Genomic DNA, 13,042 nt, shown 5'->3' on the forward strand with positions numbered 1-13,042 from the left:
AAACGTTGTTATCCCAGAATGCATCCGATCTGGACTTATTTATGAACAATGCTTTGCATAATTATTTGGCTAAGAGCAATGAATAATTTCAAACCGCTATTTTTCGTCCATTTGTAACGAGAACCTCTTATTCAAGCAATGGAAATCTTAACGCTAAATTTTAAAACCATTAAGGAAAGTGCATATGCTACTAATTAGGGATCAGAATGTACGAGGTTACCTTACTCCAGGTAGAATACATTTCGCCCGATATTTTCACGCCTCGCGAATCGGCAACATAGATGAAATAATCTGTTTTTTTAGCTGCGATATTCGAAGGGATTTGAAAACTATAGCGATTCCGTTTGCCCGGATTTCCATCAATGGAGAGCCATTTTCTTGAAATCCAGTCCTTACCCGTTTTGCTGTAATAAAGCTTTACCGTATCTGCGACGATGCCGGCGGGAATTTTCACCTTAACGGTTATAGTTTTGCTGCCGTCGCTATTGTCTTTGACTGCGGGAATGTTTACGTTGCCAAATGCTTTTCCTTCCTTTTTCAGGTGATAATCAAAAAATACTTCCTGCATTTTTTCCCCCTGCGGAATGCGTTTATGGTTGATGTTCGGGCCCCAGACGTGACCCTTATCACCGGGAATCGCGTCCAGCGTGGCGCCGACGGCGTCCGGCCAGAAGTAAGTATCGTTGGCAGCAGCTTCTACAAAATAGGAAGCTTTGATGTGTTGCGCCCGCCTGCCGGCGTCGAATGTAGCGAGCCAGATCTCCCTGTCTTTTTCTGGGAGATCGGCAATGATCTGTTGCCAGAACGAGCCTTTTTCATAAAACCCCGATCCCCAGACCGAGTAAGCCGCCTTTACGCGATCTCCCAATAGCCCCGCAAGCAGGGTAGTAGCATAGCCGCCCCACGAAAACCCAGTAATGCCGATCCTGCTCTTGTCCACTTGCGGTTGTGACGCAAGCAGATTAAAAGCTTCCAGACCCGCAATCCCGGCATCTGCCAAGGTACTGTTTTTGGGATCAGCAGAGACGTCGAACCGGGGCGCTTCTCCCCAGGGTTTTGATTTCCACGGACCGGTGGATCGGGGTGTGTTATCCAGTCCGCAGATACCTGGAATATCGAGGGTAAGAGCAACATAGCCGCGTTTCGCGTAAGATTCGACCAATGGCTGCAACCCCTGCCCGTTTCCGCCGCCGCCATGTAGTATAAGGATAGCCGGATATGTTCCCTGCCCAGCCGGACCCGATATAATTGCATATAGCGAATTGGTTTGATCCCTGGAACCGATCAGCATTTTTCGCGTAACAATAGCTGATTGATCAGATCCGACCGTATCCGATGAGATTGTTTTGAGAATCGGAGGTATGCTTTTCAGATAGGCTGCAAACGGATCTGTTTCATTATTTTGGGCTGCGAGATATTGGCCTGACATACTTGTCAGCAACATTATCATCACGAATCTTAACATTTTGGCAGTCAGGGCGCGCACCATTTTTAGTTGTTTTAAATCAATCATAAGACTTTACTTTCCTGTAATACTGGTTTTGCCAATCACCTTGATCTGCTCAATTTCGGGGACTTTGGTATAATTGACATTTTTAAAATTGATGTAATCCGTTTTCTCAACAAGCATCATCGGCCGAACCTCTCTTCCAATGAATGTCATCGTCACATTTTCAAACCCGATATTTTTCACATTGCGAATGTACCATCCCCAGGAAGGCGTAACCCGCGCCTCATTGCCGGGAGGGCGCAGTTTGATATCCTTATTTGCCAGATCAGTACTTCCGATATGTTCGATCGACACATCTTTAAATGTGATCTGATGATAAACGCTGCCATCGGGCCACGCCTCCACGGACGATGCGGTGCCAATAATACCCGTCGCCCTCACCCTTTCCACGCGTATCGATGTGCCGGTATTGCCTTCGAACAGATTGAACATGAAAGCCGTGTTCAAGTCCCGTATACGGATATCATGAATGTAAATATCTTTCAGCGTGCCCTGCGTGGCGCCCCAGGCTCCGGGTTGAATGTTAAATGCGGCCAGACTTTTGGTAACAAACGGATTTACTGGCTTTCCCCGGCGATGCCCGAAAATCCCCGGCCCCCATATTTCGCAATCTTTCATTTCGAGATTGGTTGCAGGCATTATCAGCCTTAAACCATTGCAGGAACTGTTCAGAAGGCAGTTTTTGATTAGCATATTTTCCCAGTATCCCCCTGCAATGGCATCGTCGCGACTGTAAATTTTACAATGTTCAATGATCATATCTTTGCCGCCCCGGACGTGGATCCCGTCGTAGCCTTCCAATATGCTCAGGTTACTGAACTTGACATTCTCCACATATTCGCACATGACATTGTAGTTTCCTGCCCGTGCAATTCGGATGTCTGTTATGGTCACATTTTTGCTCTGGCCGATCAGAATGCCGTGCGGGCCGCGTATCTTTTCTTCCCCCTCCGGGTCGGTAGAAGATGATCCGTCGATGGTACCTTTTCCGGTGATGGTCACATTTTGCACGCTGTCGAGCAATACCAGCGCACGGTGCCAGATGTATCCCATCCGATTTTGCGGCAGGTTTAGCTTACTTACGATTTTGTGGTCCTTATTGTCAAGAAAACCCTTGTATTGCTTAATATCCAGCGTTCCGACGATCGTGGCGTTTTCTTCCAGATAGAGGGTAATGTTGCTTTTGAGAAGGATCGTTCCGGTTAAATAATTTCCTTCCGGCACCACCACACGCCCGCCGCCCGACTCTGCGCAAGTAACAATTGCTTTGTTGATTGCTTCGGTATCCAGTGTTTTTCCATCGCCCGTGGCACCAAAATCACGCACATTAAAGATTCTCTCTGCTGGACTTGATTGGGCAAAAACGTTCGCGGAGAGGCAAAACAGTAATATGGATAAGGAAAACAGACTTTTCATTTTTATCATATTAATATCAATAAGTTAATTCAAAATCATCAAGGAGCAACCTGGATCACCGCTCTTCGGTAAGAAACCAGACTCGGTACACCATCGTCTTTGAGCTGTAAAACAATGTGAATGCTTGCGGGCTTTTTTACCTGTGGCGCAGTAAATGTCACCGTTTTTCCGGATGTGCTGCTCAGGTTAATTTCGCCGTCGTACGTGCCGGCTTCCTTGTAAACCAGCCAGTTCATGTCAATTTTATTGTTGTCAGGGTCTTTGGAACCATCTGCGGATAATGTTACCGTTTCACCGCTTTTAGCAGTAATACGAATCACTTCCTTCGATTGATCCTTGTTCAGAACAGCTACCGGATTATGGTTGGCTTTGGAAAAAACACCGGTAACACACCAGTCCATACGTGCGGCGAAATCGTTCTGATAATGTTCGCGCCAACGCCAGATAGTGGCCGGATCACTGATTTCAATCCGCCCGTTTTCGAGGGTTACCTTATCGCGACTATGTTCGTTGTTGGTCCATATCGGACGTGTTTCTGCATAGGAACGATAGAGGGAATACCTGCCGCCCCAGCCGCCATACGACGGGCTCGCTGCCCAGCCCAATCCATTGTTGATCAATCCCAAAAACGAAGGCGTATCACCTTCCATGATGTATAAATGCGGCGGATATAAAGCGCCCAGCGGGCCGTGGTTTTTGATCACGTGTTTCTTTAACCATGCATTTTCAACCAGCTCAAATTTGTAGTAAGGTGCATTTCCATAACGTTTGTCACCACTGATCCCGGTCCAGGTTCCTTTGTAATATTCGTGGTGATCGATAGCAGGTGAAACAATGTAAAAAAGGGCAGGAAATTCTTTTCGCAGCCATACGCCCGCATCGTCCTGATCGGTGATCGCATAAAGTCTTATCCTGGAAGTAATTTTGCTGAATGCTGCTTCCGAATTGCTGTCTTTCAGGTCGGATAATGCCTGCGCCAGCGTGTTCACTCCGCCCCAGGCGCACACCCAAAGTGGCCTGCCATCTTGTTTGGTCAATGCTTTTTCCAAAAGCCGCGACCCTGCGGTCGCTTTTCCTTTTCCCACTGCCGACATGCCAAACCCTGGCTGACCAGAGGCAGTCACTTCCAGCAATTGTTCTTTTTCCGGAAAACCAGGTTCGTGAATGCTGAGATTTTTTCTTACTTCCCCGTAAGCAGCAATCTGCCTGCGGATCAGGTCTTCCCTGGTTTCATTTTTCAAATACATGGATGTGGTGGCGACCAGACCTTCCACATCGAATTGATTGGCATACACCAGAAAACGGACCATAGATTCCTCATCGTCAGGCTCATTAGAAATGTCTGTCAATACAAAGACACGGCTTTTAACCGGTATTTGGTCTGGCTCGGAAGGAAGCGAGCCCGGTTTGTCCTGGGCGAATAAGCTGTGCTGGAAAAGGAATAATAGTATAAAGATGTTTTTTGCTTTCATCGTGAAAATCAGTACTGTTTCAGGTGGTTTTTAGTTAAAATATTGCGCGTATTGCGCGGGTACACGGCCTAGGTTTTTGATAAAAACATCTTTATAATAAACCTCCGCAGCCTCACATTGAAGCTGGATCTTGCCTTTCGTCAGCGGCTTAAATGCGTCCCCATCTTTATAATACGACTTTCCGACCGCCATAACCACTTTCCCGTTGACGATGTGAATGCTTTTATCACCGAAACAAATGAGCTCGACGCTGTTCCATTCACCCGGCTTTTCCATGTTTTCATTGTGCCGCACAAATCCAGTGCGATTTCCGCCCGAGCCCATCCGTGTTTCCTGGCCATCGATACTGTAAATCCCCATATCACGACGCGACTCCGGATTGTACATTTTAATGTACGCGCCCGTTTGCGATACACACCAGTAATCCCCAAATCCGCCTTCCATGATCTGAAATTCGTGCGCCAGCATCCAGGACCGCCAATAGTCCACGCCGGGCTTGCCAACCGAGTGATAAAGCAATCCCGAGTCCATCGGTTCGTCTAGTCGCGGCGGCCACTTTTTAGTGCCGAACTTTACCATGAGTTTTAAGTGATAATTCTCGAAATCCTGCTTCGTATACAGGCAACCGTATATCTCACCGGTTATTTTCAGAACCGGCTTGCCATTTTCTTGGATCATCGAAAACACATTGCCTTCATTCTTGTTAAAACCAACTGGTTGTACAAGCTCGCCCTTCGCGTTTTTCGGCGGCTGTCCGTTGTAGCCGGGCTGGTGCCGGAAGCTCAGGTACATTTCCCATTTACTTAGTTTTTGGTCCAAAAGAGCTGTCCAGCCATCATCAGCTTTAAAGGATGTGGAAAGTAATGTTACAATGACCGCAAGGGTGCAGATTTTTATTTTCATAAAGGTTTAATTGGTTTGATAGCGCTGGTCCCGCCGCCCCCTTTCATTGAGCGCATTGCCAGGTTGCTTAACCGTAAATTAAACCGCGAAGCGTTAAAAAGAAGTTAATATTCGGTTATTTAGGAAGAAAGGTTGATTTATTTTAACAATATTCAGAGTTTATGACCAACATTAACTCTCTGCCAGTGATGTGTTTACCAATACCGAGTGAAAATCCCGCTTAAATTCCAGATCGTAAATCAGCCGGTACTCCTTGCAAAAGTTCTCGTAAGTGCTTTTTGCCATCGAATGTTTGCCCAAATAGGACAGCGCCCGGCATTTCAGGCTCATGGCGTCCTCATTTACCGTGTCGAAATAGAATATATAGTTTGCGACCTGGATCAGAAATTCAGGATCGTCGGATACTTTAATGGAGTTTGCGAAAAAATGGTAGGTATTGATGATGTCATTCGAAACCTCCTCCTTCATTGTGTCCAGCCATTCATAATCCACATTCGAGAGAAATCCACCGCGCTGGGTGATCTTGCTGAGCGCTATTATTTTTTGCTTGTCAATCCGGCTTTTGTCCTTCACAATGCTCAAATAATCGTGGTAATCGACATAAATTTTGTCGAAATCGATCGCTACTTTCCAATAGCCCGTTTCCTTTACGATTTGGCAATGCTCCATTTTGTCAAGAATGCTTTTCAGCTTGCCCATATTCACGGACCGGTTGTTTCTCGCCCTTTGCGTGCTCTTGTCATTCCAGAGCAATTCTTTCAATTTTTCGGAACTGATTCCGCGGCCCCAGCGGATCGTATACAGCAATATCACGAGGTAGAGCTCCTTAATGAGGGGCGTAAAATATTTGGTCAGCTCTTCCGATTCATCATTAAAAAGCTGCATATCGCCAAATGTGAAAATACTGCTTCTCACCTGCTCGGCCGGTTCCTCCCGGATAACTGGGCTTTCTATCATCGGAACTACGCGTTCATCGCTCGTCTCGATGACAGGTAAGTCCTCATTAACTTGCTGATCCTGAACTATAATGGCAGTGAATGGGGCAAAAAGTTCGCTCCCTTGTGTGGGTACCGGGCTACTTTTTCTCCTCCTTTTCCTGAAAATCAAAAATACACCAAGCAGTACTACGATCCCTCCTAAAACATAGATCAGGTAATTCTCAAAAAATGCACCAGTGCCGGCTACATTGTCTTCCGTTTGCGGGTGGGGTGGATTGTTGATGGAATAAATATTTACCTCTGTCTGATTATCCTCGGTCCGCAGCAAAGTGACCGCAATAAACTGCTTGCTGGCCGGACTGTAAAACAGATCGGAAAAGGAGCGGATATCATGAAAAAGATAGGGTACGGTGTTGCCCAGTTTTTCAAACTCGGGTTTGTCCAATGATCCTCTGATCAACTGTAAGCTCGAATTGAATTTATAGTGTGGAAATGTCAGTGCATAATAGGTATTTGTCGCTTCGTCTACGATCATGGAGGCGGCAAAAACAAATTCTTCTCCCGCTGTCTTCAACTCGAAAAGCTTTTTGATCTGCTGCGTTTTCGCATCGAAATAAAGCAGATCGTACAGGCTTTTCGGACTCAAAAGCTGCTGGCCCGTTTCGCTGCCGTGGCCTCCAAGTATGTACGCGCCGTTTTTAACTCCGCCTACCGCAAATAGGTAGCGCGGTATGAACGTTTCGCCGCCCGGCGCAATATCAGTCCAGCTTTTAGATGCGATATGATACTTCTGAATGCGGTTTTTGTACCGGTAATGCCCGTAGCCGCCCAAAATATATAGCGACGAATCGAGCGGGGAATAAAATTTATTAGCATGCCAGTAATCAGTGATCGTATCGGATTTATAATTGCTGTTCCAGCTATTGTCCAGAAAATTGAAGTTAGTAACCCGGTTCTGATCAATGTAATAATTGAACAGCCGCTGCTGATCGGGCAGGTATATGGACTGATTGCCACGGTGCAGCAAATGCGTGCCGGATGCATAGGCAATGCGGTTCAGCTCGCGTGTAGGCACTTTATAGGTGATCAGCGTATCGCGCGAAACGATGTAAAGCTCTTCCCTCTGATCGTTGAAAGCCACGCTGGCAGCGCCGCCCGCTTTGACAGTCCGGAGCAGTTCCCATTCGCTATGCAATTTTTTGGTCCAGATGGGATTGGTGGCAGTGCCGTCATTTCCGGCAATACTTTCGTGCGCAACCTTGCCCTCTTTTTCGTCGAGTTTCCAGGTATATTTCAGCCTGGAATCCTTGTAAACATTAATGTCCCGCAGTTTCATTGGCGGAATGTCCTTGGCTTTAAAAACACCGTAATCGTTCGCGCCAAAAAACACTTTAAAACAACTGCCGGGCTTCACTTTCAGAGGTTCCGTGTACACTTTTTCATTGACCCGGAATGTAATATTCTGTTGGTCAACATTGAATTTGATACTGAATTTTGTCCAGGAATTATACAGGCTGTCACGGCTGAGATTGAAGGCGATCCTGGAAAACTTGTTTCCGAGGATAATCTTGAAATGATCCACGGCATCTTTTTCATACAAAAAATCGAGGTTCGCGTTCTCCTTGTCGACTATCCTGAAAATATATCCGAAATAGTCATTTTGATTAGCCAGGAAGGAAAGCTGGAAAGAAAGTTCGAAGCTTTTGTCGAAACAAAATTCCTTTTCGTTTCCCAAAATTAGTCCGGTGCGGTGATCGGAAACTACATCGTGACTGGCAAAACCGAGACCGTAAGATTGGGCATGGCCGTCACGCCCGCCGAAAAGCAAGATAAACCAAAGCGCCATTAAAAATCCCGAATACCTTGACCTCATAAATGCGCTGCAGAATTAAATCGGGTACCTGCCGAAGACTTGTAAAATAGAGACCCAACATGAAGAAAAAGCGCTTTTTTGCATTGTAATACTTGATTTGAGTCTAAAAACAATAATTAAGCGCTTCCCGGTTGTCTTTCTTTTCTTGTAACAAGCCTTACTTTGCTCTTTTGATCAAAACCAGTGCCAGCGGATCGAGCGTTACAGAAGTTGTATTGTCCGTGATGCTCAACGCAATAGCCGACGCGTTCTCAAATCTATCCGGCCAGTCCAAATGCCGGAGCATATTGGCATTCAAATATTTACAGGACGATTTATCATTGACCGGACTTACTTCAATTATAATGGACACATTTTTGTGACTCGCGATCAACATTATTTCTTCGCTTTCATCACCGACTACCAGCGCTGAAAATGAAAGTGGGTTGTTGTTGGTAACCTTTTTAACTTGGATATTTCCTTTTAATTGCGCCAAAAGCTTGAATATCATTAGCATTGGAAAACAATATCCCGACGGAAACGGAAGGCTCGACGTTTGCGGGGCATTTTCAGAATGTATAAATCCGCATGGGCCGGTGGCTTGGTAATAAGTGATATAATCCGCCTCTGCCAGGGCATTAATACTTCCCAGGGTCCAGCCTACCGCAAAAAGCGATGCTTGTCTGGGATCGGTACCGGGCTGATTTTCAATGGAACCACCTGTTTCAATGGCATTCGGATTAAACCTTGGTTTTAAGGTAACAGGCGACACGGCCACAAGTTTACCGGGAAAAATCGCCTTTGCTGATTTGATAGTATCCGTCTGAGCATCAATGCTTTCAATCAATGATTGATGATCGAAAGCATGTACCTGCGGATTAATGCTGAAACTTACAAAATCAAGGTTTTCGGTGTTAACCGGTGCGCGGTTCAGTTCGGCAAAGTAAGCGTCTGTGCCTGCACCGATTTTAGCTTGTGGGAATGTCCTTTTCAGCATTGGATACCATCGAATTATCACTTCCGCCGGCGTTGTTTTAGAACCGGCTTGAAGAAGCAAAATCGCACTTACCTTGCATCCCGAAGTTTGGACAAGATCGGTAAATTTTGAAAAGTATTCATTCTCAACACCGCCTGTATGCAATGCAATGAAAAGGGGAATGCTAAATGTCGAAGCAGTTGAAAGTGAAATTCGCAGCCTTTTCTCCCAGTCGTCGTGAGCCAGTTTTACATCAATCCGATAATGTTTGAAATTCAATGATCTGATTTCCAGGATATCTTTGTCCAATAAATCCGGGATATCCAAAGATCCTCCTACACCGATTTCCGGCAGAGGCGTAGTCTGGTCGTGGTTGATAAACAGTCTGTAAATGTCCTGCCGTGCGTCTGATATTTCAATTTTTCCTGTTATTTCAAAATCAATAATCTGTCTGAACTTTTGCCCAGCCACCACATTCACCGGAAATGGTTTTTCCAGCGGCGTGCAATAGGTTTTATATGAAGCGTCTGTCCAGTTACGCTGGTCTTCCGTTTCAAATATATCGCCGTCGAATTTCAGGCTGGCAGTCAATCCTTCTTCCGGCGACCAGGACATGGTTTTGATGTTTGTAAATGGCTGACGCGGGCTGATCAGCGATGGAAATTCCAGCTGCTTTGTCTCCCCGTCTGGTTCGGTAATCGTGCACATCTTACCCGCGCAGCTTGCAATGGGGTGTAAAACGCAAAAACCAATTCTGTTTTTCAGGAAGGCCGACATACATTCCCCGTCCATTGCAAAACGGATACTACCATCAGCTGTGCCTGTTATCACATAGTCGGCAAGAAAATGAATGTTCCCTTTTTCGTATGCAACCTTTAATTTGACCGAAAAAGAATCCTCCCTTTCTTCAATCAATTCTTCCCGGATTTCCGGCTCAATGATATCCCAGTTCTGATCACGGACTGCCGAATAGATCATTCTGACAGCTTCCGTGCCGCCGATACGCAGGTAACGCAAAGCGCCGTTTTCGTACGTAACCGTCATCGGACCCGCTACCAGCAGCCGCTGCGCGGGCAGCGGTGCATCGGTACCATAAAGCAATGTGTTCTCGGATAAAATTGAAGGAGTTTGCATTTATGTAATAGCTTTAATCTGCGCTTTTACACATTCCGGATCAAATACTTTTTTCCAGTCGTCCTTGAATATCATGGGCTTACCTATTTCAATGGCTTTGTTGCAGGCATCAGAAAATACGCCCTGGATTTCCTCGAAAAGTACGGCTGCGAGGATATTCATGTGCCCTAAAAAGAAGTCGCGAGCTGCGTCTTTTGGCACTCCTTTTTTAATCACTTCGTCGAGTCCTTCTTTCATGATCGCGAGGCAGCACGCTGTGAAAGTCTCGGAAAGTGCCGGTTCCAGCAGCCCCATTTGTTCGATCGTGATCCGATGCGACCTGAAAACTGGCGCATACATCTTTTTAGCCAGCGTTTCGCCGCGTTCATAATCCGCCTCCGGCCCCTGAATGAGCGCGCATACAATGGCTTGCTTGGCCGTGATACCACCAAAATAATCGAAATGATCCGCGGGCGTCGCTTCGTAATTGAAGATAGACGGGTGAGCCGGGTGTGCGGCGAAATAGCTGACATCCTCACGTTCGGGGAGTGAACCTGCAAGCGGTGCAGCGGGGTCCAGACACACGGCCATAGCCCCCGGTTTAAGTAGCGGAACTACATCTGAAGCCACTTTTTTGATATAAATGTCGGGAACCGCGAGAATGACAATATCGGCATAAGGCAGCACCTCCTCCGCCCGGGATACGCTGATATCCTGCGCTGCCAGCTTCTCAATGCCTGCCGGGCTCACTTCGAGATAGGTAATCTCATAGTCTGACCCTTTCAAATTTGCTGTGATGCGACCACCCATTTTACCGCCGGCACCAACCAAAACTATTTTTTCCATTGTAGTGATTTCTCAGGTTATTTTAAAAACTGCGCGACATTCGACTGATTAATCTCAATTAAGCCGGTGTCCACTTTGCGTGGAACAGCAACAACCCCGGCCTGTATGTCGTCGATAGAGAGGGAATTGACCGTATGGCGCATATCGAACAGAAATTGGGCGCCATACCAGGTGAAAAGCTCCCGTTTTTGACCTACTAAATGCTGTATGATCCCGTCTTTTACGAGCTGAAGGTGTTCCGGTTCCCAGTCGACGGCCGTCACCTTTACTTTTCCGGCTTTGTTTGCTTCGCGAATAGCCAGACCGATACCAGGGCCACTCATGGCATCAAAACCGCAGATTCCAGCGAGGTCGGGATGTGTTCCGAGCAGATCGGACGTGATATGTGCGGCCTCTTCCACATTGGCCTTGTCGTCGTACCGGCCGATGATCTGTATTCCGGGATATTTGGCAAAAGCATCCTGTAACCCTTTGAAACCCTGCTCCATATTGGTCATACCCAGAATCCCCAGGTAGGCTACTTTGCCTTTTCCGTTCAGGAGTTTCGCCATCGCTTCTCCCTGCAGTTTGCCAATCTCATACCAGTCGGTACCCAGAAAAGCGTGGTGTTTACCGCCCGGAATATCCGAATCATATACGACCGTCGGAATACCTGCATCCACTGCTTTATTGATTACCTGGGCAATGCCGGGATCGGTACCATTGATGAGCAGCCCCGCTGGTTTTGTACTGATAATTTGTTCGATCACAGCGATTTGTGCCGCCACGTCCCAGTCTGACGGACCCAGAATAGAGGTTTTAATCCCGCGTCTTTTGCCCCACCGCTTGAAGGCAGCCTGATCATGGTTTACATACATTGGAAAATTGACAGCCGTGGTGACCATGATATATTCTTCATCCGGGTTCACCGCCGACTCTTCCTGCCTGGCCTCTTTTTCGACAATACGGTTCCTGTCGCAGCTCGTTAGGAAGTTCAGGATCAGTATTAATAAATAAAAAAATGACAGGCTATGCTTGATTGAAAACTTCATAGAATCAGCTGATTGTTAAATTTCTCAGATAGGTTTTTAAAGATATTCCTGCAGGTCTGTTAAATGCAATATCCATCCCCACGGCGGCGATCAGGATAATGCCGAGCACAATATCCTGCCAGTAGCCCGACACCCGGGCGATGATCATGATGTTGCTCACTACACCAATGAAAACGGTTCCAAGTAAAGCACCGACCACCTTTCCTTCCCCGCCGGATAAGCTTGCGCCGCCCAGTATCACCGCTGTGATGACCCGCAGCTCCATACCCCGCCCGGACGTGCCGAGGGCTGCGCCAAGTCTGGAAGCCAGTAGTATTCCCGCAAGCCCGGCGAGCAGGGAAGTCAGGACGAAAGCTATGATTTTAAGCTTTTTAACATTAATACCTGAGAGAACAGCAGCTTTTTCATTTCCGCCGATGTAGTAGTATTTCCTGAACATAATGTTTCGGGAAACCAGCAAATGGAAAATCAGCACCACCACAAACATGATCCAGACGGGCGACTGGATAGCCAGGAATTTCGATTGGCCGAATACATTGAAATCAGGAGGTAAATTCTGTATACCCGACCCGCTGATCATCAAAGCAGCGCCCCGGATGATCCCCATCATTGCCAGGGTCTGGATCATTGGATTAATGCCAGCCTTTGCTACCAGGTAACCGTTGAGTAATCCAACTAGCCCGGCAGCCGCAAGGCCGATCAAAATCGCCGGCAGCGGAAACATCCCCTGATAATAGAGAAGATAGGCAGTAAGCCCGCCACAAAATGCCACCACCGAACCCACCGAAAGATCAAACGAGCCTGATATCAGCAATATCATCATTCCGACTGCCACGATGGAGTCGATGGAAAGGTTCAGGAGCAGTTGGGAAATGTTATCAAAAGTTGGGAAGATATTGGGCCAGGTAACGCTGGCGACGATACAAATGGCAACGATGGACAAGGATAAGGAGACCTCTCGGTCACGTAGCAGTCGTTTCATATT

The 13,042-nt window shown here is 46.8% G+C and carries 9 protein-coding genes; all 9 read right to left on the reverse strand.

Translation table 11 applies throughout. The features are described from left to right. Positions 1-190: 190 nt before the first annotated feature. Complete coding sequence (locus FBF61_RS29500; protein ID WP_138484314.1) at positions 191-1,513, reverse strand: alpha/beta hydrolase family protein; 1,323 nt, start codon at positions 1,511-1,513, stop codon at positions 191-193. Between the two features lie 6 nt (positions 1,514-1,519). Then, positions 1,520-2,926, reverse strand: a complete 1,407-nt coding sequence (locus tag FBF61_RS29505; RefSeq protein WP_166444642.1) for a glycoside hydrolase family 28 protein — start codon at positions 2,924-2,926, stop codon at positions 1,520-1,522. 38 nt (positions 2,927-2,964) lie between these two features. Beyond that, a complete protein-coding gene (locus FBF61_RS29510; protein ID WP_138484318.1) occupies positions 2,965-4,398 on the reverse strand; it encodes a DUF1593 domain-containing protein in 1,434 nt (477 codons plus the stop codon). 30 nt (positions 4,399-4,428) lie between these two features. After that, entirely contained in the window at positions 4,429-5,301 is an 873-nt protein-coding gene (locus FBF61_RS29515; protein WP_138484320.1) for a 3-keto-disaccharide hydrolase, read from the reverse strand. Between the two features lie 171 nt (positions 5,302-5,472). Continuing rightward, complete coding sequence (locus FBF61_RS29520) at positions 5,473-8,112, reverse strand: Kelch repeat-containing protein (RefSeq protein ID WP_138484323.1); 2,640 nt, start codon at positions 8,110-8,112, stop codon at positions 5,473-5,475. Positions 8,113-8,269: 157 nt separating this feature from the next. Then, on the reverse strand, positions 8,270-10,201 hold the full coding sequence (locus tag FBF61_RS29525) for a D-apionate lactonase family protein (protein WP_138484325.1): 1,932 nt from the start codon (positions 10,199-10,201) through the stop codon (positions 8,270-8,272). Continuing rightward, a complete protein-coding gene (locus tag FBF61_RS29530) occupies positions 10,202-11,026 on the reverse strand; it encodes a phosphogluconate dehydrogenase C-terminal domain-containing protein (RefSeq protein ID WP_138484327.1) in 825 nt (274 codons plus the stop codon). 17 nt (positions 11,027-11,043) lie between these two features. Beyond that, positions 11,044-12,057: a substrate-binding domain-containing protein gene (locus tag FBF61_RS29535; RefSeq protein ID WP_138484329.1), complete on the reverse strand. Its 1,014-nt coding sequence runs from the start codon at positions 12,055-12,057 to the stop codon at positions 11,044-11,046. Positions 12,058-12,061: 4 nt separating this feature from the next. Beyond that, entirely contained in the window at positions 12,062-13,039 is a 978-nt protein-coding gene (locus FBF61_RS29540) for an ABC transporter permease (protein ID WP_138484331.1), read from the reverse strand. Positions 13,040-13,042: the final 3 nt, after the last annotated feature.

The sequence above is a fragment of the Dyadobacter bucti genome, from assembly GCF_005869225.1.
Classification (GTDB): domain Bacteria; phylum Bacteroidota; class Bacteroidia; order Cytophagales; family Spirosomataceae; genus Dyadobacter; species Dyadobacter bucti.

What these genes read in the sequence shown, in the direction of transcription:
- FBF61_RS29500 (WP_138484314.1), bottom strand. Translation starts at nt 1,513, where the DNA reads ATGATTGATTTAAAACAACTAAAAATGGTGCGCGCCCTGACTGCCAAA.
- FBF61_RS29535 (WP_138484329.1), bottom strand. Translation starts at nt 12,057, where the DNA reads ATGAAGTTTTCAATCAAGCATAGCCTGTCATTTTTTTATTTATTAATA.
- FBF61_RS29530 (WP_138484327.1), bottom strand. Translation starts at nt 11,026, where the DNA reads ATGGAAAAAATAGTTTTGGTTGGTGCCGGCGGTAAAATGGGTGGTCGC.
- FBF61_RS29510 (WP_138484318.1), bottom strand. Translation starts at nt 4,398, where the DNA reads ATGAAAGCAAAAAACATCTTTATACTATTATTCCTTTTCCAGCACAGC.
- FBF61_RS29505 (WP_166444642.1), bottom strand. Translation starts at nt 2,926, where the DNA reads ATGAAAAGTCTGTTTTCCTTATCCATATTACTGTTTTGCCTCTCCGCG.
- FBF61_RS29525 (WP_138484325.1), bottom strand. Translation starts at nt 10,201, where the DNA reads ATGCAAACTCCTTCAATTTTATCCGAGAACACATTGCTTTATGGTACC.
- FBF61_RS29515 (WP_138484320.1), bottom strand. Translation starts at nt 5,301, where the DNA reads ATGAAAATAAAAATCTGCACCCTTGCGGTCATTGTAACATTACTTTCC.
- FBF61_RS29540 (WP_138484331.1), bottom strand. Translation starts at nt 13,039, where the DNA reads ATGAAACGACTGCTACGTGACCGAGAGGTCTCCTTATCCTTGTCCATC.
- FBF61_RS29520 (WP_138484323.1), bottom strand. Translation starts at nt 8,112, where the DNA reads ATGAGGTCAAGGTATTCGGGATTTTTAATGGCGCTTTGGTTTATCTTG.